We start from the raw sequence: 22,968 nt of genomic DNA, 5'->3' as shown, positions 1-22,968 counted from the left end.
CTCTAAGAAAGACTTACGTGGCTGATAATAAACCCCTCGAGGACCAGACCCTGCTTGAGCAGATGGGTGGAGTGACCGGGCTGGTGGCGGCGACGCTGCCGGTGGTCGTGCTCATCCCCGTCAACAGCATGTGGGGCTTGGGCCCCGCGCTGCTGGCGGCCATCGGCGTGGCTGTGGCGGTGGCCATCTGGCGCGTGGCGCGCAAGGAATCGCTCCAGCCGGCTATCTCCGGCCTGCTGGGCGTGGCCATCTGCGCGGGCATCGCCTACGCCACCGGCGACGCGAAGGGCTACTTCCTGTACGGGATCTGGGCCTCGCTGGTGCTATGCATCGCCGCGGTCGTGTCCATCCTGGTGCGCTGGCCGGCGGTGGGCGTTATCTGGAAGGGCATCAACGGCGAGGACATGGCCTGGCGCCAGATCCCCGCCGCGCGGCGCGCCTACGCGCTCGCCACGGCGGGCTGGGCCGTGGTCTTCCTGGCCCGCTTCGTGATCCAAAACGGCATCTACAACGCCGGGGAGACTACCGCGCTGGGCATTACCCGCATCCTCATGGGGTGGCCGCTGACCGGCCTGGTCACCCTCCTGACCATCTTCTTGGTGCGCCGGGCCAACCAGGCCATTGAGGTCGAAGAAGAACAACCACCCCTCGAGAAGAACGGACAACCAGACTAATGGAGACTGCGAACTACCAGGCAGGCGACGTTATCCGACTGCGCATCGACCGCATGGCGCACGGCGGGGAGGGGATTGGCCGCGCCGAGGACGGGCGCATCGTCTTCGTCCGGGGCGGCTTCCCCGGCGACGAGGTCATCGTCCGCCTCGACAAGGTCAAAAAATCCATGCTGCGCGGCACCGTAACCGAGGTGGCAACCGCCGGCCCAGTCCGTGTGGATTCGGCTTGCCCGGCCGCCGCGGCGGGGGCGGGCTGCTGCGACTTCGCGGAGGTCGATCCGGCCCAGGAGCTGGGCATCAAGGCCGACGTCCTGCGCGACCAGCTGGCCCGCGTCGGCCACCTGGACGCTCACGGCGACCTGCCGGAGCTCGAGCTGCGCGAGCTGCCTCCGCACCGCGGCTGGCGGACCCGAGTGCGCCTAGGCGTCGACTCCCGCGGCCGGGCCGGCACCCGCAAGCGCGCGTCCAACGACCTGGTCACCGACGTCGCCTGCACGCAGCTGGCGGCGGGGCTGGTGGACGGCATCGTGGGCCCGGGTGCGCGCACGTTCACGCCGGGCGCGGAGGTCATCGCGGTGCTCGATGGCACCGGGGCTCGCCACGTCATCGAAACCCGCAAGGGCCCGCGCGGCAAGCGGGTGGAAAAGATTGAGCAGGTCGTCGAGGGATCCGCCGGCGTCGTCGAGGAGGTAGACGGGCACCGCTTCGAGTTTCCGGCGACCGCGTTCTGGCAGGCCCACCGCGGCGCGCCGGAGGCCTATACCCGCTTGGTCGCCGAGCTGCTGGGCACCGGCAACGGGCCCGCCTGGGATCTTTTCGGCGGCGTCGGCCTCTTCGTGCCGACGCTGAGCGCGGCCACCGGTGGCGCGGAAATCTACTCGGTGGACCTGTCGCCGGCCGCGCGCCCGGATCAGCAGCCCGGCCTGGCCGACTGCGCGGTGCGGGTCAAATCCGCCCGCGTGGAAAAGGTCGTCGGCCAGCTGCCGCCAGCCGATTCCGTCGTCCTGGACCCGCCGCGCGTCGGCGCCGGGGAGCAGGTCGTGGCCCGCATTGCCGATGCCGCTCCTAACCGCGTCGTGCACATCGGCTGCGACCCGGCCGCCCTGTCCCGCGACCTGTCCGCCTGGGTCGAGGCGGGCTACGGCGTCGACCGGATGGTCGTCGTGAATGCTTTCCCCGGCACGCACCACTTCGAGACCCTGGTGCTTTTGACCCCGCGTGCGAGCCACGATGTACGGTAGAAAATAAAACCAGCGGGGCACCGCTGCGATTGAAGCAAAATTAAGCAAAGGAGTAGTTGAGCACTCCATGAGAATCATTGATTCGATTGACTCGCCGAAGGATCTCAAAAAGCTCGATGGCGATGAGCTGGAACAGCTTGCTGCGGAGATCCGCCAGCTGCTCATTGAGAAGGTCTCCGTCACCGGCGGCCACCTAGGGCCGAACCTAGGAGTGGTGGAGCTGAGCATCGCTTTACACTACACGTTCAACTCGCCGCAGGACGCGATGGTCTTTGACACCTCGCACCAGTCTTATGTGCACAAGATGCTCACCGGCCGCGCCGGCGATTTCGACAGCCTGCGGCAAAAGGGCGGGCTGTCCGGCTACACGCGGCGGGCCGAGTCCGCGCACGACTGGACGGAGTCCTCGCACGCCTCGGCGTCGATCTCCGTGGTCGACGGGCTGTCCAAGGCCTTCCGCCTGGCCGGCGAGCCGCACCGCAACGCCATCGCCATCGTGGGCGACGGCGCCCTAACCGGCGGCATGTGCTGGGAGGCGCTCAACAACATCTCGGCGGACAAGGACCGGAACGCCGTCATCGTGGTCAACGACAACGGGCGCAGCTACGCGCCGACCATCGGCGGCCTGTCGGAGAACCTGGGTCGCATCCGCTCCCAGCACGGCTACGACGAGCTGATGGCCCACGGTAAGAAGACCTTAAAGTCGATGGGCTGGGTCGGCGAGCGCGCCTTCGACGCCCTCCACGCCTTCAAGGAGGGCGTCAAATCCTCGGTCTTGCCCACGGAGATGTTTCCCGAGCTGGGCATGAAATACATCGGACCCATCAACGGCCACGACCTCGAGGCGCTCAACCACGCCTTCCGCTACGCCCGCGACTTCGAGGGCCCCATCATCGTCCACGTGGTCACCGAGAAGGGCCACGGTTTTGCCCCGGCGGTTAACGAGCCCAAGGACCAGATGCACTCGACCGGCGCTATCGACCCGGTCACCGGCGTGCCGAAGGGCAAGAGCCAGCCCGGGTGGACCGCGGCCTTTTCCGAGGAGCTCATCAAGGCCGCCGAGCGCCGCGACGACATCGTGGCAATCACCGCGGCGATGGCCGGACCGACCGGCCTGATGCCCTTCGCGGAGCGTTTCCCGGACCGCTTCTACGACGTCGGCATCGCCGAGGCGCACGCGATGGCCTCTGCCTCCGGGCTGGCCCTGGGCGGGCTGCACCCGGTGGTCGCGGTCTACTCGACGTTCCTGAACCGCGGCTTCGACCAGCTGCTCATGGACATCGCCCTGCTGGGGCTGCCGGTGACCGTGGTGCTGGATCGCGCGGGCGTGACCGGCTCGGACGGCGCCAGCCACAACGGCGTCTGGGACATGGCCCTAACCAGTGTCGTGCCGGGCATGCGCGTGGCCGCCCCGCGCGACGGCAAGCGCCTGCGCGAGCTGTTCAACGAGTCCCTGGAAATTTCCGACGGGCCCAGCGTGGTGCGCTTCCCGAAGGGCAACCTGCTCGACGACATGGACGCCGTCGACACGCTCGCCGACGGCACGGACGTCATTTACACCAACGTCGGCTCGTCCTCCGGCGCCGCGGCCAGCGATGCCGAGGCACGCCGCGACGTGCTCATCGTCTCGGTGGGCGCGATGTCGGCGCGCAGCATCGCGGCCGCGAAGTTGCTGGCCGAGCAGGGCATCGGCGTGACGGTCATCGATCCGCGCTGGGTCGCACCCGTGCCGGAGTCCGTGGTGCGCCTAGCCGCGGACTCCGGCCTGGTGGTCACGGTGGAAGACGGCATCAAGCGCGGCGGCATCGGCTCCCTGGTGGCCGAAAAGCTCAGCGATACCCAGGTGGACACCCCGCTGCGCCGCCTCGCGTTCCCGAACTACTTCCCGCTGCACGCCTCCCGCGGCCAGCTGCTGGAAGACGTTGGGCTAGCACCCGAGGGCATTGCCGAGTCCGTCCAAGAGTGGCTCGGCTAGAAGCTGTTGATGCGCCGCGCGATAATCGGCACAGCCCATTCCAGCTGCCACGGGCGTACACCGTTGGCAAACAAGAAGTCCACCAGGTCGGCCGTGTCGGCTAGGCGGGCCTTGGGGCCGAGCGCGGCCCAGATCGCGGCCCGCAGGGTGGCGGGCTTGATGAGCAGGGAGTCATCGACGGCCAAGTCCTGGCCCAGGTCGGTGAAGTCCTGGCGGGCGGCCTGGTAGAGCTCCCAGAGCTCGGCCGGCCAGGCGGCCTTCCCGGGGGCCTCGCGGCGGGTGCGCTGGGGGCGAGGCCAGTCACTGGCCGGCAGGTCGCGGGCGCGCTCGACGACGTCCCACCACAGCTGCGTGGCCGATTTCCGCTTGCGCGGAAAGCCCTTGACGCGGGCCAGCTCGGCGGGTGAATTCGGCAGCGTGCGCGCGACATCGATGAGCACCTTGTTGCCCAGCACCCGCGGCGGGGCGATGTCGCGGTGGGCGCTTAACGCGTCGCGCTTAATCCACAGGGCCTTGGCCACGGCGAGCTGCTCGCTGCGCCGCAGGGTGCTCAGGCCCTTGAGTTCGCGCCAAGAGCCGGGCTCCGGGGCGGTGGTCCCGGCGTGCTCGGCGACCAGCGCGTCGAACTCCTGCAGCGCCCAGTCCAGCTTTTCCTCCTCGGCCAGCACGTCCTTTAGGGTCTCGGCCAAGGGGAGAAGGAACTCGACGTCGAGGGCGGCATACGCCAGCCAGTCCTGGGGCAGGGGCCGGGTGGACCAGTCCACGTAGCCGTGGGCCTTTTCTAGCTCAACGCCCAAGATCTCATCGACCATGTGGCCCAGGTTGGGGTGCTCGAAGCCGGCCATGCGGGCGGCGACCTCGGTATCGAAGAGGGATCCCGGCTTCAGGCCCAGCCAGGCCAGGCAGGGCAGGTCCGTCTTGGCGGCGTGCAGGACCCAGGACTGGCCGTTGATAGCGCCGCCGACGTGCTCCTGGACGGCGGCGGCGTTGCCCTCCGGGTCAATGAGCACGGTGCCGGCGCCGGCGCGGTGGAGCTGGAGCAGGAAGGCGCGGTCGTTGTAGCGGTAGGCGCCGGCGCGCTCCGTGTCGACGGCCAGCGGCCCCGTCCCGCCGGCTAGCCGCGCTGCGGCGGCGGCGATCTCCTGCGGGGTACTGGCGACCGGCGGGATGCCTTGTGCCGGTACTCGTCTAAGCTCACTCATGGTATGCCAGGCTACCCGCGCGCTGGCTTATCCGCGCCCCAACTGGGTAACGCCCTCCGGGGGCAGGCCGGCCACGTTCGCCAGTACGGCGGCAAAGGCCTCCACGTGCGGGCCCAGTTCCAGGTCCTCGGCCGTCCAGGACGCGCGCATCTCGAGCTGGTAGGCGCGCGGCGGGCCGCCGATCTCGCCGTAGCGCACAGAGGTGGTTGAGGTGACGGTGCCGCCCAAATTCGTGTGGCGGGCGGCGCAGTCGGCCATGCCCTCGGTCAGCCACTCCCAGGCCACGTCCGGCAGGAGGGGATCGCCGGCGACGTCCGGGTCCATGTCGGCCTGGATATAGGCGACTAGGCGCATGGGCCCGTCCCAGGCCTCCTCGGCGCCGGGATCGTGGAGGAGGATCAGGCGGCCGAAGGCGTCGCCGCTGCTGTCGGTGGGGATGGAGTCGGCATCGTCCGCGCCGCGGTCGACCTCGAGCCCGATGGCGTGGCTGTACGGGGCGAGCCGCTGCGGCGGGCGGATGGATCCTAGGGAAATCTCGGGGCGCAAGCGCGCCTGGTGCATGGACTCCACGGCGCGGTTAAAGGTGGCCGGCGTGGTGGTCTCGCCGTCGGCGGGGGCATCGTTAGCGGCAGGGGAGGCGCTGTGCGGCTGGGAAGTCTCGGAAATGCTCACAATCAATCAAGCTATATTTTCGCCGGCGCCACTGGTGGGAGGCGCGCCGTGCCCCCAGTTGGCCAAGTATCCAACTAATGGTGGATACTGGAGGGGTCATGTCCTAGTCAGACTCGTACGTCCTTTGAAAGGGGATTGTCCATGGCGAAGCTCGATTTTAATAAGCTCAACGAAGTCCAGCAGTACTCCCAGCACGCGGTTTTCCGTGCCATCCCGGGAGCCTTGGGGGCCGAGCGCGACGACATCATCGCCCAGGCCCAGGACTTCTTCGCCCGCCTGGCGGAGGAAGGCAAGGTCACCGTCCGCGGCATCTACGACCTGTCCGGCATGCGCGATAGCGCCGACTTCATGATCTGGTGGCACGCCGAAGAATTCGAAGATCTGCAGCGCGCCTTCGCGGACTTCCGCCGCACCACGGTGCTTGGCCAGGTCACGGAGGTGACCTGGGTGGGCAACGCCCTACACCGCCCGGCGGAGTTCAACAAGTCGCACCTGCCGTCGTTCATCATGGGCGAGGATCCGGGCGACTGGATCGCCGTCTACCCGTTCGTGCGTTCCTATGACTGGTACATCATGGACGAAGCAAAGCGCCGCAAGATCCTGGTCGAGCACGGCATGGCCGCGCACGACTACGCCGACGTGCGTGCCAACACGGTCCCGGCCTTCGCGCTGGGCGACTACGAGTGGATCCTGGCCTTCGAAGCCCCGAGCCTCGACCGGATCGTCGACCTGATGTACGTCATGCGCTACACCGAGGCCCGCAACCACGTGCGCGAGGAAATCCCGTTCCACACCGGGCGCCGGGTTTCTGACGTGGCAGAACTCATCAAGGTCCTGCCTTAAGCCTTAAGTGCTGCTAGACCTCGCGCTCGTCGAGGTCCAAGCAGATGGAGTTAATGCAGTAACGCAGGTCGGTAGGGGTGTCGTAGCCCTCGCCGGCGAAGACGTGACCGAGGTGCGAGTGGCAGTTGGCGCACAGCACCTCGGTGCGCACCATGCCGAGCGAGCGGTCCTCGCGCTCGATGACCGTGTCGACGTCCTTGGGGGAGTAGAAGGACGGCCACCCGCAGTGGGAGGCGAATTTCTCGGTGGAGCGGAAAAGCTCGGCGCCGCAGGCGCGGCAGGAGTACACGCCCTCGATGGTGGTGTCGGTGTACTTGCCGACGTGCGGCGGCTCGGTCCCGCCCTGGCGCAGGACGTAGTATTCCTCGTCGCTTAAGCGCTTTTTCCAGTCGGCGTCGGCAATGAGCTTGAAATCAGTGGGCTGGTTGGTCATGCCGCCCAGTGTAACCGGCGCCGCGGCACTGGCCTAGGTACCAGCCGGTCACGCTGGCCGCGCAGGCCACGATTAGCAGGAACCACCCGGCGGTGCCCAGGAAGAAATTCGCCCAGCGCCCCGCGTCCGGCCAGTGGGTGGAGGTCCAGGTGGCCGGCAGCAGGAAGCAGGCCGCGGCGGCCCAGGCCAGCCATGAATGAAAAACGCTGCGCGGCAGCACCGCGGTAAACATCAGCGGGAACAGCCACATCGAGTAGTACTGCTGGCCCAGCGAGGACAGGAAGAAGATGCCGACCAGCAGCACGCCGGTGGTCGTCAATGCCCACAGAGCCGGGTCCGTGTTCCGCCAGCGGAGAAGCAGCATGACGGCGACAGCCACCAGCACCGCCGCCAGCACCCAGACGGGGTAGTAGGCCCAGCCGGGCAGGTCGAAATAGGCGCGCAGGCCGTCCCAGGAGGAGTTGGCGTAGTCGCGGGTGGTGCCCAGGTAGGGCACCAACCGGCGCAGGTAGTCCCCGGCGTCCGGGATAACCGGCCAGGCCACCACGTTCAGGCCCACCGGCACCGCAATACCTGCGGCCACGGTGAACCAGCGGGCCTTGACCAGCGGTAGGACCAGCAGCGGGGCGAACTGCGGCTTGACGGTAATGGCCAGGCCTAGCACGATGCCCGCCCACAAGCTCGCTCCCGCGCCCCGTAGGCCCAAAGCCAAAAACCCGCTGAGTGCCAGCAGCAGCAGGCCGTTGATGTTGGCGAAGGTCAGAGTGTTGGTGACGGCCTCGGTGGCGAAAGCCAGGGCGATGCTTGCCGGCCACAGCGGGCTGGACAAGCGGTGGCCCACCACCCGGGTCAAAATCGCCAACGCGCCGACGATCGCCGCGGCGTTGACCAGGATGAAAAACACGCGGGCCAGGGGAAAATTGTCCACCAGGCCCAGCGGGTAGAGGAGCAGTGTGGCGCCCGGGTTGTAGAGGTAGAGCGGGTCCACGTGGTGGTAGGCCTGCTCGTAGACGGCCTGCCCGTCCAGGGCGCGCCGCACGGCGTAGTAGACGGTGCTGAAGTCATCGGTGGGCGCGCCGTTGAAGGCGCGGACCAGCACGGTGTTGAGCGCCAACAGGATGGCCAGCGGCCAGGCGGCCAGATTGAGGCCGGCGGGCAGCTGGGCGGGGCGGCCGGGGGCGAGCGCGGCGCGGGCAGTCCACGCGGAAGACAGGAAACTGGTACTCACGGCCAGCCAGTTTACGGCCTCGGCGCGCGGCGGTAACGCAGAAACACGGTGCCGTCGGCATCGGGGGCGCAATTGTCCAGAGTGAGGCGGGTAGTGCGGGGTGAGGTGGCATCGTTGGCGCGGACGACGGGGGTCTCCACCGCCGACGTGACCGTGGGATCGAGGGTCAGGTAGAAGGCGTCGATGGCGTCGGCGGCCACGAATTGGGACAAAAGGCCCGGCCCGCCCTCGCAGACGATGCGCCCGTAGCCCCGGGCCCGCAGGCAGGCCAGGAGGTCGGCGGGGCTCGCCGTCCCGGCGTCGAGGACCTCCGCGCCCTGGGCCGCCAGCCGGCGGGTGCGCTCGCGTACTCCGGCCTGGGCGAGTGCGGCGTGCGGGACCAGCAGCAGCGGGGCGGTGGTGAAATCAGTGAAGAAGCGGGAGTCCGGATCCATGTCCGCGCTGCCGGTGACGACCGCAATTGGGGCCGGGGCCCCTGAGTTGGAGGTCGCGCCGCCGTAGTCCTCGGCGCGCACGGTGGACGCGCCCACCACGATGACCTCGGCCCATTCGCGCAGCCCCTGCAACAACTGCGCGTCGGTGTCGTTGCCGAGGCTGTGGGACGTCCTGGCCGCCGAGGCCGAGCCCGAAACCGTAGCGACCACCACCGCCCGGACTTCAGGGCGGTCGGGGCCTACTAAAGCGTTGATATCCATGGCCACCATCATAGGGTGCGGATACAAAAAGAGCGCCTCCCCATCACAAGGGGAGACGCTTTATAAGTGGTGGTCCCAGCTGGGATCGAACCAGCGACCTTTCCGGTGTGAACGGAACGCTCTTCCACTGAGCCATGGGACCGTGCTGGGCTAAAATGTAGCACGGTGCCGCGCGATCCGGCGAATCCCCAGCAAAATGGCGGTCCCGGTGGGGCCGCGGTGGCCCGGATACCGGGGTGCGGGTCGCGGGGATGACAGCGGTGTCATTTAGCTTGCGCTACACCCCGCCGCGAAGGTCCCAAGAACCGGCCTGTGAGCGGGCGATTTGTAAACAGGGACCGGTTCAGGATAATGTTTTTACTCGCACCGCACAGAAAGCTTCAGCTGGAGACGGTGCATGCGGATGTAGCGCAGTTGGTAGCGCATCACCTTGCCAAGGTGAGGGTCGCGAGTTCGAGTCTCGTCATCCGCTCCACGCTTTCTTTTTTAAAGAAGGTGTTAATCCCGCGCGATTAGCTCAGTGGGAGAGCGCTTCCCTGACACGGAAGAGGTCACTGGTTCAATCCCAGTATCGCGCACCACGGGTTTTCCAACCTCGTTGGGAAGTCCTGAAACCGGGCCTGGTTTCAAATTTGCGGATGTAGCGCAGTTGGTAGCGCATCACCTTGCCAAGGTGAGGGTCGCGAGTTCGAGTCTCGTCATCCGCTCCAACACAGTTTCACTTTGTATACTTGTGTGAGGCGGCATACGCCACGGTGGAATGGCCGAGTGGTGAGGCAACGGTCTGCAAAACCGTGCACACGGGTTCGATTCCCGTTTCCACCTCCAGTTAGCGTGGCCACCGGCGACGCCTGCGCGATTAGCTCAGTGGGAGAGCGCTTCCCTGACACGGAAGAGGTCACTGGTTCAATCCCAGTATCGCGCACCACGGGTTTTCCAACCTCGTTGGGAAGTCCTGAAACCGGGCCTGGTTTCAAATTTGCGGATGTAGCGCAGTTGGTAGCGCATCACCTTGCCAAGGTGAGGGTCGCGAGTTCGAGTCTCGTCATCCGCTCCACTTTTCACGCCGTCCCCGCTGGGGGCGGCGTTTTGTATGTTGGCGCTCGGGTGGGGGACAATCGGGGCACCAGTTATGACAGTGAGATCTGCGCCATTGTTGGGAACTGCTTCCAGCAATGGAGCGACTAGTCGGATACGCGTCGCGCAGCGCGGCGGAAAGCCCGCGGTGTGTGCCGCTGCGACCTTGGAACGACCAGGCGAGTCCTCGCCGTAAGGAGCAGTACATGTTTTCATTTTCCCCGCGCACCGCAGGCGCTGCGGTGGCAGCCGGTGCCTTGGGCCTGTCCGCGTGGGCAGCGCCGGTAGCCCTGGCTCACGATGCCGTCATCGGCGGCACCGTCACCGAAGGTCAGGTCCTCGACGATTTCCCCGAGACCATCACCCTGGAATTCTCCGGAATCCCGCGGGAGGGTTTCAATAACTTCGCCGTGACCAACGAGGAGACCGGGGAATTACTGTTTTCCGCCGAGCCGGAGCTAGACGAGCGCAACCTGACCATCGAGACCCCGGACGACGTCGATCCGGGCCCCGGTGACTACCAGGTAGGCTTCCAGATCACCTCCTCGGACGGGCACGCCACCCGCGGGGGAGTCAGCTTCACCGTGGCCGGCGACGACGATTCCAGCGTCGCCGCCGACGAGTCCGCCGTCCCGTCCCCGGATGAGGAGGTCGGCGGCGCCGATGGCCCGCTGAGGTGGATCCTCGCCGTCGGCGGCGTGCTGGTGCTGGCCGTCGTCGTCGTCCTGGTTCTGGCCAAGCGTCGCCCCATTGATGAACAGTAAACAAAGGAATCTGTCATGAAATACACCCGTTTTGTTGTCTCCGCAGTCGCTGCCTCGGCATTGTCCCTGGCGGCCTGCTCCCCGAGCGATGAACCCTCGGATCAGACCGACACGCAGACCACCACCACCGCCGGCGAGTCGGAGCAGGCCGCCGCTGACGACGTAAGCTTTGAGGGCGGCGTCGTGCGCGCGATGGCCGAGGACTCCGACATGACCGCCATCTTCGGCACCCTGGTCAACCACACCGACACCGACCTGCAGGTTGAGTCCTTTAGCACCAGCATCGACGCGGAGATGACCCAGCTGCACGAGACCGTCGACGGTCAGATGTCCGAGATGACCGAACCGCTGACCATTCCGGCCGACGGCGAGGCCACCCTGGAGCCGGGTGGAAACCACCTCATGCTCATGGGGGTCAAGGAGCCGGTGATGGCCGGCGAGTCCGTAGCGATTACGCTGCACCTGACCGACGGCAAGACCATCGACCTGGGCGAGGTGCCGGTGCGCAGCATCGGCGCCGGCGACGAGGACTACGGCGACCTGGGATCCACCGATCACGCCAACCACGGCGATCCGGGTGACCACGCCGAGCACGGCGAGCACGCCGGCCAAAGCGGACACTAGGGGAGGGTAAGCGAGAGCCATGACGGGACTTAATCGCCGGCATTTCCTGCAGGGCGCAGGCGCGGTGGGGGCGGCATCGTTCGCCTTAAGCGCCTGCGGCCAGGCGGAAGAAAAGGACGCGATTGAGCAGGCCAGCCAGTCCGAGCCGCTGGCGGAGGCGATCGTCGCCTTCGACGGCGAGCACCAGGCGGGCGTGGACACGGACATGCAGGCCCACCTGAACTTGGTGGGCTTTGACCTGAAGCGGGGCATCGGCAAGCGGGGCTTTCGCAACCTGATGAGCCTGTGGACGGAGGACGCCCGGGCGCTGTGCACGGGCGAGACCCCGCTGGGCTCCCTGGAGCCGGAGATGGTGGACGTGCCCGCCAATCTCACCATCACCTGCGGCTGGGGCGAGTCGGTCTTCGACAAGCTCGGCGCCGCCGACCTGAAGCCGGAGTGGCTGCGGGACATCAAGCCCTTCGCGCGGGACCAGCTCAGCGACAAGTGGGGCCAGACCGACGTCGTGCTGCAGATCTGCTGTGACGACGCCGTGATGGCCTCGCACGCCATGCGGCACATGATTCGCGCCGGCACCGACTACGCCAAGGTCACCTGGCTGCAGCAAGGCTTTGCCAACTCCTTTGGCTCCCTGCCTCACGGCGCGACCCACCGCAACCTGTTCGGCCAGCTCGACGGCACGGTCAACCCGCGCGGCGAGGAAGAATACGACCAGCAGGTCTGGATTGATGAGGGCCCCGACTGGGCCCAAGGCGGCACCTGCATGGTGGTGCGCCGCATCCGCATGAACCTGGATACCTGGGAGAAGCTGGACCGCGCCACGCGGGAAAACTCCGTGGGCCGCAAGCTGTCCAACGGCGCGCCGCTGACAGGGCAGGAGGAGCTGGACGAGCCGGATTATTCGGCCGCCGACAAGTACGGCCTGCCGGTAATCGACCCGAACTCCCACATGGCCCGGGCCCGGCCGCCGGCCGACCATCCCGAGCAGAAGCTCAAGCGGCGCCCGTACAGCTACGACCTGATGCCCGATTACGCCGACTCGCAGGAAGAAGACCTCATCCAGCTGTCCAACGCGGGCCTGGTTTTCATCTGCTTCCAGAAGGACCCGACCCGCCAGTTCGAGCCCATCCAGGCCCGCCTGGACGAGGCCGATCATCTCAACACGTGGATTAGCCACATCGGCTCCGCGGTCTATTTCATCCCGCCCGGGACCAGCGCCGGCGGCACGGGTTCGGCCTTTTGGGGATCCGCACTGTTGGACGCGGTAAGATAAGCTCCGGAATAATAAACCGCGGGCCGCGGCCAGGTATGCTGCTGCCCGCATGAGCGCAAAGGAGCGCACCAAATGGCGGAAGCTATTCCTGCAGTCCCCGTGAACTACGAGTCCTTCGTCTGCCCGGCCGGCACTGCCGTCGGGGCTGCTATGCGCGAGCTGGACCTGCCGAACAAGGGCCCGGAGGCCGTCGTGGTGGTCCGGGATGCCGAGGGCAACCTCAAGGACCTGTCCCATGTTCCGGAGACCGAACAGACCTTCACCCCCGTCGCCGCCAGCGAGGAAGAGGGCCGCGCGGTGGTCCGCCACTCCTGCGCCCACGTGCTGGCCCAGGCCGTCCAGGCGGAGTTCCCCGGCACCAAGCTGGGCATCGGCCCGGCCATTGAGAACGGCTTCTACTACGACTTCCAGACCGAGGAGCCCTTCACACCGGAGGACCTCAAGGCCATCGAGAAGCGCATGAAGAAGATCATCAAGACGGGCCAGCGCTTTGCCCGCGGGGTCTACGAGAGCCCGGAGCAGGCCGCCGAGGCGCTCGCCGACGAGCCCTTCAAGCTGGAGCTCATCCAGGACAAGGGCAACGTTGCCCCGGATTCGGACGAGGCCGCCGAGGTCGGCGCCGGCGACCTGACCTTCTACGACAACGTCAACCCGCGCACTAACGAGGTCGAGTGGTTCGACTTGTGCCGCGGCCCGCACCTGCCGACCACGAAATACATCCCGGCGTTCGCGTTGACCCGCTCCTCGGCTGCCTACTGGCGCGGCGATCAGTCCAAGGCTGGCCTGCAGCGCATCTATGGCACCGCCTTCGAGTCCAAGGAGGCCCTGGAGGCCTACCAGACGCTGATGGCCGAGGCCGAAAAGCGTGACCACCGCCGCCTGGGCGCGGAGCTGGACCTGTTCAGCTTCCCGGACGAAATCGGCTCCGGCTTCCCGGTCTTCCACCCGAACGGCGGCATCGTGCGCATGGAGATGGAAAACCACTCCCGGCGCCGCCACCTGGCGGACGGCTACTCCTTCGTCAACACCCCGCACATCACCAAGGGTGACCTGTTCAAGAAGTCCGGCCACCTGGACTTCTACGCGGACGGCATGTTCCCGCCCATGCAGCTGGACGGCGAGTATGACGCGGAGGGTAACTGCACCAAGCAGCCGCAGGACTACTACGCCAAGCCGATGAACTGCCCGTTTCACAACCTGATCTTCGCCTCCCGCGGGCGCTCCTACCGCGAGCTGCCGCTGCGCCTGTTCGAGTTTGGCACGGTCTACCGCTACGAGAAGTCCGGCGTGGTCCACGGCCTGACCCGTGCGCGCGGCTTCACGCAGGACGATGCCCACATCTACTGCACCGAGGACCAGCTCGAGGACGAGCTGACCAAGGTGCTGGAGTTCATCATCTCCCTGCTGCAGGACTACGGCCTGGACGACTTCTACCTGGAGCTGTCCACCAAGGACCCGAACAAGTTCGTCGGCTCGGACGAGATCTGGGAGCGCTCCACCAGCATCCTGGAGCGCGTGGCCACTAAGTCCGGCCTCGAGTTGGTCCCGGACCCGGCGGGCGCGGCCTTCTATGGCCCGAAGATTTCGGTGCAGGCGCGCGACGCCATCGGCCGTACCTGGCAGATGTCCACCGTGCAGCTGGACTTCAACCTACCGGAGCGCTTCGAGCTGGAATACACCGCCCCGGACGGCTCCAAGCAGCGTCCGATCATGATTCACCGCGCGCTGTTTGGCTCCATCGAGCGCTTCTTCGGCGTCCTGCTGGAGCACTACGCCGGCGCCTTCCCGGCTTGGCTGGCCCCGCAGCAGGTCATCGGCATCCCGGTGGCGGACGAGTTCGTCTCCTACCTGGAGGACGTCACCGCCAAGCTGCGCTCCCGCGGCATCCGCGCTGAGGTGGACACCTCGGACGACCGCATGCAGAAGAAGATCCGCAACCACACCACGGGCAAGGTCCCGTTCATGCTGCTGGCCGGCGGCCGCGACGTCGAGGCAGGGGCGGTCTCTTTCCGCTTCCTCGACGGTTCCCAGGTCAACGGCGTGCCGGTGGACGAGGCCGTCGAGCTCATCGACAAGTGGGTGACCCAGCGGGTCAACGATCAGCCGAGCGAGGGCAACCTCCGTGGCTAGTGGCCAAAACGCGGAATCCGAACGGCCCGCCCCCTCCGCCTATGTCGACTCCGGGGCGGGCGAGCCCGACCGCCTCGAGCGGCTCTGGGCCCCATACCGCATGGCCTATATCCAGAAGCGGTCGATGGACCCGTTCGTCGAAGCCCCGCAGAGCAGCGACGAGGACGGGCTCATCATCGCGCGCGGGCGTGAGGTCTACGCGCTGCTGAACCTTTTCCCCTACAACGCGGGCCACCTCATGGTGGTGCCTTACCGCAAGGAATCCCAGCTGGAAAACCTCACCGAATCTGAGACCGCGGAGATGATGGCCTTTGTGAAAAAGGCGATTCGCGTCCTCAAGCGGGTGTCGCGGCCGGAGGCCGTCAACGTGGGGCTTAACCTAGGTAAGGCTTCCGGCGGATCGGTGGGAGACCACCTGCACATGCACGTCGTGCCGCGGTGGCCGGGAGATAGCAATTTTATGACTATCCTGGATGGGGTTAAAGTACTGCCGCAGCTGTTGCAGGAGACGCGCCGTCTCTTGGCCGCAGCGTGGCGGGACATAGACGAGGAGGATTCGCGTGCTTAGTGTGCACGGCAGGAAACCGGCCGCGGTGGTGGTGGAGCCGGTAGCCAAAGCGGCTCTGAAGGTCGGGTTGACCCCGAACGCAGTGACCGCGGTCGGCGCCATCGTGACCATCGCCATCTCGGTGCTGTTGATCCCCTCCGGGCACCTGGTCTGGGCGGCAGTGCTGTCCGGGCTTTTCGCGGCCTTCGACATGATCGACGGGACCATGGCCCGGATCCGCGGTGGGGGCACGCCCTTTGGCGCGACGCTGGATGCCTCCTGTGACCGCGTGACCGACGGCGCGCTGTTTGCCGCCATTATCTGGTACTTGGTCTATACCGTCGACGCGCACCCGTCCACCGTGGCCGCCGGCCTCATCGTGCTGGTTTCCTCGCAGGTCATCTCCTATGTTAAGGCCCGCGGCGAGGCCTCCGGGCTGCGCATGGTCGGCGGGCTGATTGAGCGGCCCGAGCGGCTCATCATCGGCTTGGTCGGCGTGGGGCTAGAAGGTTTTGGCGTGCCCAACGCGCTGGCGATATCCCTGTGGATCCTGGCCATCGGTTCGATTTTCACCATCTACCAGCGGCTTATCATGGCCATGAAGCAGGACAAGGTAGCCGACCAAGCGCAACTTTAGGGGGCAGCGATGGCGCTGTTTTTCTCTCGCGAAATTGATTTCTCGACGCTCGGGTATCTGGCCGGCTGGCGGGTGGTCCGCTGGCTGCCGGATGCGTGGGCTACCTGGCTGTTTGACCGTATTGCGGACTTAGCCTGCGACCACGGGCGCGGCATGGACCAGCTGCGGCGCAACCTGACCCGCGTCGTGGGTGCCGAAAACGTCACGCGCGAGCTGGTGCGCGCCTCCATGCGCTCCTATATGCGCTACTGGAAGGAAGCCTTCCGGCTGCCGGCCATCCACGACGACCCCGGCCTGCACGCGCGCCTCCAACGCGACCTAGTCGGCCGCGAACACCTAGAAGACAGCCTGGCGCGCGGGCGCGGCGTCATCCTGGCGCTGCCGCACTCGGGCAACTGGGACATGGCCGGCGTCTGCCTAGTGGGCATGCACGGCCAGTTCGCCACCGTGGCCGAGCGCCTGCGGCCTGAGGTGCTTTTCGATGCCTTCGTGGACTACCGCGAGTCCCTAGGTTTCGAGGTCCTGCCACTCACGGGTGGGGCCGAGCCACCGTTTGGCAGGCTGAAAGAGGTCTTGGAGGCAGGGGGCATCGTGTGCCTGTTGGCCGAGCGCGACCTGTCGCGCACGGGCGTGCCGGTGGAGTTTTTCGGGGAGTCGGCAACCATGGCCGCCGGCCCGGCGCTGCTGGCCGCCCAGACGGGCGCGCGCCTGCACGTGGTGCACCCCTGGTTTACTTTGGATGGCTGGGGTCTGTCCTGCGCGCCGGCGCTGGAGGTGACCGACGTGGCGGAAACGACCCAGCGCATGGCCGACGGCTTCGCGGCCAATATCGCCGCGCACCCGGCCGACTGGCACATGCTGCAGCCGCAGTGGAACGTCGACGTCGGGCGGCGGCGGGCCGACCGCACCCGCCGCGCCGAGGCCGAGAAGGACGGGAGGTAAGCCCCTATGCGGATTGGCATCGTCTGCCCCTATTCCTTCGACGAACCCGGCGGAGTTCAAGCGCACATCCTTGACCTGGCCACGGTCTACCTGGAGCAGGGGCACTACGTGCGCGTCATTGGGCCCGCGGCCGAGGAGACCGAGCTGCCGTATTTCGTGGTCAAGGGCGGCCGGTCGGTGCCGATCGCCTATAACGGCTCCGTGGCCCGCCTGGCCATCGGCCCCCAGGTCTTTCGCCGGCTGCGCCAGTTCGTTACCGAAGGAAACTTCGACGTGCTGCATATCCACGAGCCGAACTCGCCGAGCTATTCCATGGTGGCGCTCTATCTGGCCACCGGGCCTATCGTGGCAACGTATCACGCGTCTGCTGCGAATTCGACGATCCTGACCCTGGCCAAGCCCATCCTGGCGCCGATGCTGGAGAAGGTCCGTGGCGGGATCGCGGTTTCCGAGATGGCGCGGCGCTGGCAGGTCGAGCAGCTCGGCGGCGACCCAGTGCTCATCCCCAACGGGGTGGACACGTCCGTCTACGCGCGCGCCCGCCAGGCGCAGGAGGACGCGCAGCGGGCAGACCCGCGCCCTGAGATCGTCTTTTTGGGCCGGCTGGATGAGCCGCGCAAGGGCCTGGACATCCTCTTAGCGGCCCTGCCCGAGGTCCACCGCGAGGTGCGGGTGACCGTGATGGGCGGGGGACGGGCCCGCGAGGTCGACGGGGTGGACTTCGTCGGCCGCGTCACCGACGCGGAGAAGGCCGAGATCCTGGGCCGGGCGGATATCTACGTCGCGCCGAATACCGGCGGCGAGTCCTTTGGCATCGTGCTGGTGGAGGCCATGGCGGCCGGCTGTGCGGTCGTCGCCAGTGACCTCGAGGCCTTCGCGGCGGTCTGCGACGTCGAATCCGCGGAGCCGGCCGGCCTGCTCTTTGCCAACGGCGATGCCTCAGCGCTGGCCCGGCAGCTCAACCACGTGCTGGACAACCCTGAGTTGCGCGACAGGCTCACCGCCGCCGGCACCCGCCGGGCGCTTACCTATGACTGGGATCATGTGGCGGCCCAGGTGATGGCGGTCTACGAGACCGTGCAGGACGGGTCGAAAGTGCAGGTGAAGTAGATGGGTACCGCCTTGCTCGTGGCGGTCGCCGTGGTGGTGACCGGGGTGATGCTCTGGGCCTATTTCACGGCCCAGCGGCTTAACACCCTGCACATCCGTACGGACGCGGCGTTGGCCCAGCTGCAAGCGGCGCTGGATAGGCGCGCGGCGGTGGCGGCGGCACTCGAGCCCCGGCTGGCCGAGGCTAGCGCGCAGGCCGAGTCGACCGCCCTAGTGCCGGGCCAGTTCACCCAGCGCAGCGACCTCGAGCACCGCCTGGGCGAGGAGATCCGCCGCTTGTGCGAGCCGCCGCCGGCGCAGCTGGTCGACGCCGAGGTGCGCGTGCAGCTGGCCCACCGCTTCTACAACGAGGCCGTGGCGGACACCCGCGCCCTACGCCTGCGCCCCCTCGTGCGCACCTTCCGGTTGGGCGGCACCGCCCGGCTACCCGAGTTCTTCGATCTGACGGCCTTCTAGCACCTGGGCGCGCAGCTCGAGTGCCCACCACGCCAGCGCGAGCACGAACATGACCACGACCAATCCGTTGCGCGCGACCAAGGCGGCCACGGGCGCCAGCTGCTCGCCCACGAAATTCCAGAGGTAGTCATAGCCGAAGGGGTAGATGAAGGTCCCCAGGCCCGCGCAGACCACCGTCATAACGCTCAAGGCCGCCACCAGTTTGCGGCGCGCACTTCCCGGCGCCGTCGTGCGCAGGGCGACCGCGATGAGCGGGCCGAACCAGATGATGTACTGCGGGGAGAAGACCTTGTTGGTCACGATAAGGCCCAGCACGATGACGGCGGCCCAGGCGATGGTGGTCTGCGGGCTCCAGCCGCCCCAGATGAAGCGGTAGAGCGCCCACAGTAGCGCGAAGGCGATGATAATGCCCATGGCCCAGGTGGTTGCCTGCACCGCGCCGTCGGTGCCCGCGCCGGCGATCTCGAAGGACTTTGACGGCGCCATGCCGATGTTGTAATTCCCCGGGTGCCGGTAGGCGTCCCACATGAAGGGCGTGGCCGCGATGGACTCGATCTGCAGGCCGCGTACGTTCTGGTAATCCAGGGGGCTGGTCAGGCGCTCCCAGCCGCCCGCGAGCAGCGTGACGCCGGCGAAGGCTACCAGGGAGACCCCGAAGGTCAGCACCCGCAGCCAGGCGCGGGCGCTGGAAAAGCGCCCGACCAGCCCGGCGGCGAGCACGCCTGGCCACAGTTTCATCGCGCAGGCGAGCGCGATGAGACTGGAGGACAGCGCCGGCCAGCGGTGGATAACAAGCGCCGCGAGGCCGACCGCGAGCCCGGGGAAGATGTCCAGGCGCATGAGGAAGACGTGGCCGGCGGCCAGCCCGAACAGCACCCAGAACCAGGCCGCGGCAAAGGCGGTCGGGCGCTTGTCGTGCCGGTGGAGGAGGGCGGCCAGGAAGGCGGCGTCGCAGGCCAGGCAGACAAGGGCGAAGACGAACATGAAGGCCATGATCTCGCTGCCGCCCAGCCAGGCGGCGAGGAAAGTCGGCCAGGTCCCGGCGTGCGGGTATTCGGTCATATCCTGCGGGTTCGATCCGAAGATCGCCGCGTGGTAGTAGAAAAGATCGCCCCGCGGCTCGTGGTTGAGCTTGATGAGCAAAGCCAGGCACAGGCGCGCGAGCACCCAGCCGGCCCACACGGCCGGGACGCGGCGAAGGACACCGCCTGCCCGCAGGAGCCTAGTCATTATTCAAAAGTCTTTTCATCATCACAAGATAGAGCACAACACGGTCAGAATCTGGCGCGTAAAGCGCCGCGAGGGCCCGCCGAGGATACGACGAGCTTAAGAGCCGCGGAGGATTTCTTCGACATCGACCGGCGGCCCCAGCGTCACGAGGACTCCAAATACGATAGCAATAACCACTACCGTCAACAGGATAGAGCGCACGGGGTGGCGCACCGCCTGCGCCAACAGGGTATCGGCGGGCCCGGCGGGGGTAGCCTCGCTGTCGGTGTCGCGGTAGCGCCACCCGCCGGACACCAGCCCGCGGCGTGCGGTCCACAGCGCGAAGGGCAGGGCGGCGAAAGGGAAGGCGGAAACGGCCAGGCCCAAGAGGCCGATCCCAACCGGCCAGCGGTTGTTGATCCAAATCAGGCAGGTCATTACCGCAAAGCTCAAGAACCCGAAGCCGTGGATGCTGCCGGCGACGGGGACGACGGCCTCGGTGACGCCGGAGTATTTCAGGGCCATACCCACCAGCAGGAGGGTCCAGGTGAACATCTCGAGCACAGCGGCGGACAGGTGTAGTTTCTGGGGAGTCATCGTCCGACCATCTTACGGAGGCTGGCGCCACCGGGTAAGGTGGGCAGCCATATATGTGGTGGGCGTCATAGTCCTCCGGCCGGTGCCACACCGCACCTGCACCGGCCAACCGCCCCGCGCGCCCTCGCGCGGCAGCGCCCACCTGGAGGAGAAGGGAGCTTTCGGTGTCGTTTCGTCAGGTTATTGAGTTGTCCGACCTGGGCGATGGGCGCTACCGCGGTCCGGGCGTGCCCTCGGAGATGCAGCGTACCTTCGGCGGCCAGGTTATCGGCCAGGCGCTGCAGTCGGCGCAGCAAACGGTCGAGGCAAAGACGGCGAACTCGCTGCACGCGTATTTCGTAGGCGGCGGGCTGTCCGCCGAGCCCATCGACTTCACCGTGCACACCGTCCGCGACGGACGCACCTTCAGCCACCGCCGGGTCACCGGCTGGCAGGGCGACAAGGAGATCGTGGAGATGCTGGTCAGCTTCCGCCGCCCCGGCGACCAGGGCCCGGAACACGCCGCGCAGCTGCCGGACGTGCCAGGCCCGGAGGAGTGCCGCGACCACGCGGCGGACTGGCCGTCGACCTCGCGCATCGTGCTGGGGGAGTGGAGCGACTGGGTCGTCGTGATGGTCCCCGACGAGTACGACAACTCGCACCACGCCCAGGACAAATACGGCGCCGGCGCGCGGCACATCTGGTTCCGCTACAACGCCGGGCTGGGCGACGACCCGGACCTGAACCAGGTGGCGCTGTCCTACCTGTCGGATATGACCTTGCTCAACTCGACGCTGATTTCGCACCCCGACGCCCGCGTGCAGATGGCCAGCCTCGACCACAGTCTGTGGTTCTTCGACGAGCTTAAAGTGGATGAGTGGTTGCTTTATGAGCAGGATTCTCCGTTCGCCGGCGGCGGGCGCGGTTTCGCCCAGGGGCGGGTCTTCCGCCAGGATGGCACTCTGGTTGCTCAAGTCAACCAGGAAGGCCTCATCCGGTGGCTGAAGGAATGACCGAGTAGGTGATCTGGGCGAGGTCTTATTCAGACCCGATGGCCTCGGCACGTATAATCGCGTTAGTTAAAACCAACTAGGAAGGGGCACACCTTATGGCCGGCCACTCTAAATGGGCGACGACCAAGCATAAAAAAGCTGCCAACGACGCCAAGCGCGGCAAGGAATTCGCCAAGCTGATTAAAAACATCGAGGTGGCGGCGCGTACCGGTGGCGGCGATCCCGCGGCCAACCCGACGCTGGACGACATGATTAAGAAGGCCAAGAAGGCCTCCGTCCCTAACGACAACATCGAGCGCGCCCGCAAGCGCGGCTCCGGCGAGGAAGCCGGCGGTGCCGACTGGGAAAACATCATGTACGAGGGCTACGGCCCCAACGGCGTGGCCATGCTGATTGAGTGCCTGACCGATAACCGCAACCGCGCGGCCACCGAGGTGCGCACCGCCATGACGAAGAATGGCGGCAACCTGGGCGAGTCCGGTTCCGTGTCTTATATGTTCTCGCGCGTCGGCGTTGTATTTGTGAAGAAGGGCGAGCTGACCGAGGACGACCTGCTGCTGGCCGTACTCGAGGCCGGCGCCGAAGAGGTCAACGACCGCGGCGAGCAGTTCGAAATTACCTGCCAGCCTGCCGACGTGCGCGCGGTGCGCAGTGCCCTGGAGGAGGCGGAGATTTCCGTCGAGGACGCTGACAGCGACTTCCGCCCGTCCGTCGAGGTCCCGCTCGGCGCGGCCGATGCCAAGAAGATCTTCCGCCTCATCGACGCGCTGGAAGACTCCGACGACGTGCAGAACGTCTACACCAACATGGATCTCAGCGACGAGGTCCTGGCTGAGCTCGAGGACTAGTAAGCCGGCCCGGGGCTTAAGAGCCTGGCAATGGGGCAGTCGGGGCGAGAATTTCTTGCCGCGGCTGCCCTTGGTCTTGTCTGCACCGGGCTGACCACACCGGGGCACCCAGGCTGGCCGTCCGGACGTAGCGCGTGTAGTATGCGTGATGAGGTACTAGAACATATGTGTGACGGAGGTAGCCGGTGAACTTGGAAGGCTTACGCGTCATGGGCATCGACCCGGGGCTGACGCGCTGCGGCTTGTCGGTCGTGCAGGCGGGCCGGGGCCGCGCCGTCATCCCCATTTCCGTCGGCGTCGTGCGCACGCCCGCGGACAAGGACCTCACTGAGCGCCTGCTGCGCCTGTCGAAGGCCGTGGCGGAGTGGATGGACGAGTACCAGCCGGACGTCGTGGCCATCGAGCGCGTCTTCGAACGCGGCAATGTCTCCACGGTCATGCAGACCGCCCACGCCGTCGGGGTCCTGGTGCTCGCGGCCGCCGAGCGCGGCTTGGACGTGCACATGTACACCCCCTCGGAGGTCAAGAAGGCCGTCTCCGGCAACGGCCGCGCTGACAAGAAGCAGATGACCGCCATGATCACCCGTATCCTGGGGCTTAGCGAGCCGCCCAAGCCGGCCGATGCCGCCGACGCGCTAGCGCTTGCCGTCAGTCACTGCTGGCGCGCCCCGGCCCTCGCCCGCGCCGAGCAGGTGCGGGAAAGGACCCAAGCCCAGCGGCAGGGCCAACAGCAATCCCTGGCGCACGCCCGCTCGGCGCAGTCAGGTTAGCCCCGCGACTTTTAAGCCCCAACCGTCCG

General features: G+C 67.0%; 23 protein-coding genes and 7 tRNA genes. 22 read left to right on the top strand and 8 right to left on the bottom strand.

Annotated elements, in window-relative coordinates:
* The first annotated feature begins 62 nt into the window (after positions 1-62).
* From QQS52_RS06365 to dxs, 3 genes are all read left to right on the top strand, one after another.
* The gene (locus tag QQS52_RS06365) at positions 63-674 is read left to right on the top strand and encodes a DUF3159 domain-containing protein (protein WP_472773091.1); all 612 of its coding nucleotides are present in this window, start codon (positions 63-65) and stop codon (positions 672-674) included.
* Positions 674-1,915, top strand: a complete 1,242-nt coding sequence (locus QQS52_RS06360; protein ID WP_472773078.1) for a class I SAM-dependent RNA methyltransferase — start codon at positions 674-676, stop codon at positions 1,913-1,915. The genes QQS52_RS06365 and QQS52_RS06360 overlap by 1 nt, the downstream gene beginning before the upstream one ends.
* A 67-nt stretch (positions 1,916-1,982) precedes the next feature.
* Positions 1,983-3,890 carry a 1-deoxy-D-xylulose-5-phosphate synthase gene (gene dxs, locus QQS52_RS06355; RefSeq protein ID WP_472773077.1) on the top strand — a complete coding sequence of 636 codons (1,908 nt, stop codon included), beginning with the start codon at positions 1,983-1,985 and terminating at the stop codon, positions 3,888-3,890.
* Here dxs and QQS52_RS06350 read toward each other — a convergent pair.
* Both QQS52_RS06350 and QQS52_RS06345 read right to left on the bottom strand, forming a co-directional pair.
* Positions 3,887-5,092: an HRDC domain-containing protein gene (locus QQS52_RS06350; RefSeq protein ID WP_472773076.1), complete on the bottom strand. Its 1,206-nt coding sequence runs from the start codon at positions 5,090-5,092 to the stop codon at positions 3,887-3,889. The two genes, dxs and QQS52_RS06350, sit on opposite strands and share 4 nt — an antisense overlap.
* Before the next feature lie 27 nt (positions 5,093-5,119).
* Positions 5,120-5,764: a DUF3000 domain-containing protein gene (locus QQS52_RS06345; protein WP_472773075.1), complete on the bottom strand. Its 645-nt coding sequence runs from the start codon at positions 5,762-5,764 to the stop codon at positions 5,120-5,122.
* A 141-nt stretch (positions 5,765-5,905) separates the two neighbouring features.
* Between QQS52_RS06345 and hemQ the strand changes: the two genes are divergently transcribed.
* On the top strand, positions 5,906-6,607 hold the full coding sequence (gene hemQ, locus QQS52_RS06340; protein ID WP_472773074.1) for a hydrogen peroxide-dependent heme synthase: 702 nt from the start codon (positions 5,906-5,908) through the stop codon (positions 6,605-6,607).
* A 13-nt stretch (positions 6,608-6,620) separates the two neighbouring features.
* Here the strand turns inward: hemQ and msrB are convergent, their stop codons facing one another.
* The 4 genes from msrB to QQS52_RS06320 form a co-directional block, all read right to left on the bottom strand.
* Positions 6,621-7,040: a peptide-methionine (R)-S-oxide reductase MsrB gene (msrB, locus tag QQS52_RS06335; protein ID WP_472773073.1), complete on the bottom strand. Its 420-nt coding sequence runs from the start codon at positions 7,038-7,040 to the stop codon at positions 6,621-6,623.
* Complete coding sequence (locus QQS52_RS06330; RefSeq protein ID WP_472773090.1) at positions 7,021-8,199, bottom strand: glycosyltransferase family 87 protein; 1,179 nt, start codon at positions 8,197-8,199, stop codon at positions 7,021-7,023. The genes msrB and QQS52_RS06330 overlap by 20 nt, the downstream gene beginning before the upstream one ends.
* A gap of 80 nt (positions 8,200-8,279) precedes the next feature.
* Positions 8,280-8,963: a pyrimidine reductase family protein gene (locus QQS52_RS06325; RefSeq protein ID WP_472773072.1), complete on the bottom strand. Its 684-nt coding sequence runs from the start codon at positions 8,961-8,963 to the stop codon at positions 8,280-8,282.
* A 67-nt stretch (positions 8,964-9,030) separates the two neighbouring features.
* Positions 9,031-9,105: transfer RNA gene (locus tag QQS52_RS06320), tRNA-Val, on the bottom strand.
* Positions 9,106-9,362: 257 nt separating this feature from the next.
* Here QQS52_RS06320 and QQS52_RS06315 point away from each other — a divergent pair.
* From QQS52_RS06315 to QQS52_RS06245, 15 genes are all read left to right on the top strand, one after another.
* Positions 9,363-9,438: transfer RNA gene (locus tag QQS52_RS06315), tRNA-Gly, on the top strand.
* 31 nt (positions 9,439-9,469) lie between these two features.
* Positions 9,470-9,544, top strand: a tRNA-Val gene (locus tag QQS52_RS06310).
* A 53-nt stretch (positions 9,545-9,597) separates the two neighbouring features.
* Positions 9,598-9,673: transfer RNA gene (locus QQS52_RS06305), tRNA-Gly, on the top strand.
* A 44-nt stretch (positions 9,674-9,717) separates the two neighbouring features.
* Positions 9,718-9,791: transfer RNA gene (locus QQS52_RS06300), tRNA-Cys, on the top strand.
* Positions 9,792-9,816: 25 nt separating this feature from the next.
* Positions 9,817-9,891 (top strand) — tRNA-Val (locus tag QQS52_RS06295).
* Between the two features lie 53 nt (positions 9,892-9,944).
* A tRNA-Gly gene (locus tag QQS52_RS06290) sits at positions 9,945-10,020 on the top strand.
* A 226-nt stretch (positions 10,021-10,246) separates the two neighbouring features.
* Positions 10,247-10,804, top strand: coding sequence for a copper resistance CopC family protein (locus QQS52_RS06285; protein WP_472773071.1), 558 nt, complete (start codon positions 10,247-10,249; stop codon positions 10,802-10,804).
* Between the two features lie 15 nt (positions 10,805-10,819).
* On the top strand, positions 10,820-11,428 hold the full coding sequence (locus QQS52_RS06280; RefSeq protein ID WP_472773070.1) for a copper chaperone PCu(A)C: 609 nt from the start codon (positions 10,820-10,822) through the stop codon (positions 11,426-11,428).
* A gap of 19 nt (positions 11,429-11,447) precedes the next feature.
* Positions 11,448-12,701, top strand: coding sequence for a Dyp-type peroxidase (locus tag QQS52_RS06275; RefSeq protein WP_472773069.1), 1,254 nt, complete (start codon positions 11,448-11,450; stop codon positions 12,699-12,701).
* Positions 12,702-12,773: 72 nt separating this feature from the next.
* The gene (gene thrS, locus QQS52_RS06270; protein ID WP_472773068.1) at positions 12,774-14,831 is read left to right on the top strand and encodes a threonine--tRNA ligase; all 2,058 of its coding nucleotides are present in this window, start codon (positions 12,774-12,776) and stop codon (positions 14,829-14,831) included.
* Positions 14,824-15,399: an HIT family protein gene (locus QQS52_RS06265; protein WP_472773067.1), complete on the top strand. Its 576-nt coding sequence runs from the start codon at positions 14,824-14,826 to the stop codon at positions 15,397-15,399. The genes thrS and QQS52_RS06265 overlap by 8 nt, the downstream gene beginning before the upstream one ends.
* Positions 15,392-16,015 carry a phosphatidylinositol phosphate synthase gene (gene pgsA / locus QQS52_RS06260; RefSeq protein ID WP_070768306.1) on the top strand — a complete coding sequence of 208 codons (624 nt, stop codon included), beginning with the start codon at positions 15,392-15,394 and terminating at the stop codon, positions 16,013-16,015. The genes QQS52_RS06265 and pgsA overlap by 8 nt, the downstream gene beginning before the upstream one ends.
* Before the next feature lie 9 nt (positions 16,016-16,024).
* Positions 16,025-16,957 (top strand): phosphatidylinositol mannoside acyltransferase, encoded by a 933-nt coding sequence (locus QQS52_RS06255; protein WP_472773066.1) that lies wholly within the window; start codon positions 16,025-16,027, stop codon positions 16,955-16,957.
* 6 nt (positions 16,958-16,963) lie between these two features.
* Positions 16,964-18,067 carry a glycosyltransferase family 4 protein gene (locus QQS52_RS06250; RefSeq protein WP_472773065.1) on the top strand — a complete coding sequence of 368 codons (1,104 nt, stop codon included), beginning with the start codon at positions 16,964-16,966 and terminating at the stop codon, positions 18,065-18,067.
* Complete coding sequence (locus tag QQS52_RS06245) at positions 18,068-18,523, top strand: hypothetical protein (RefSeq protein ID WP_472773064.1); 456 nt, start codon at positions 18,068-18,070, stop codon at positions 18,521-18,523.
* Here QQS52_RS06245 and QQS52_RS06240 read toward each other — a convergent pair.
* Together QQS52_RS06240 and QQS52_RS06235 are read right to left on the bottom strand one after the other, a co-directional pair.
* Positions 18,491-19,753 carry a DUF2029 domain-containing protein gene (locus QQS52_RS06240; protein ID WP_472773063.1) on the bottom strand — a complete coding sequence of 421 codons (1,263 nt, stop codon included), beginning with the start codon at positions 19,751-19,753 and terminating at the stop codon, positions 18,491-18,493. The two genes, QQS52_RS06245 and QQS52_RS06240, sit on opposite strands and share 33 nt — an antisense overlap.
* A 96-nt stretch (positions 19,754-19,849) precedes the next feature.
* Complete coding sequence (locus QQS52_RS06235) at positions 19,850-20,329, bottom strand: DUF3817 domain-containing protein (protein WP_472773062.1); 480 nt, start codon at positions 20,327-20,329, stop codon at positions 19,850-19,852.
* 164 nt (positions 20,330-20,493) lie between these two features.
* Here QQS52_RS06235 and QQS52_RS06230 point away from each other — a divergent pair, with 164 nt between their 5' ends.
* The 3 genes from QQS52_RS06230 (at position 20,494) to ruvC (ending at position 22,939) form a co-directional block, all read left to right on the top strand.
* On the top strand, positions 20,494-21,321 hold the full coding sequence (locus QQS52_RS06230) for an acyl-CoA thioesterase (RefSeq protein ID WP_472773061.1): 828 nt from the start codon (positions 20,494-20,496) through the stop codon (positions 21,319-21,321).
* Positions 21,322-21,416: 95 nt separating this feature from the next.
* The gene (locus QQS52_RS06225; protein WP_472773060.1) at positions 21,417-22,169 is read left to right on the top strand and encodes a YebC/PmpR family DNA-binding transcriptional regulator; all 753 of its coding nucleotides are present in this window, start codon (positions 21,417-21,419) and stop codon (positions 22,167-22,169) included.
* 185 nt (positions 22,170-22,354) lie between these two features.
* Positions 22,355-22,939: a crossover junction endodeoxyribonuclease RuvC gene (gene ruvC, locus QQS52_RS06220; protein ID WP_472773059.1), complete on the top strand. Its 585-nt coding sequence runs from the start codon at positions 22,355-22,357 to the stop codon at positions 22,937-22,939.
* Positions 22,940-22,968: the final 29 nt, after the last annotated feature.

Source organism: Corynebacterium sp. 1103A, from assembly GCF_055700955.1.
The sequence above is the reverse complement of the archived record's forward strand: the minus strand, read 5'-3'. Positions and strand labels throughout refer to the sequence as shown.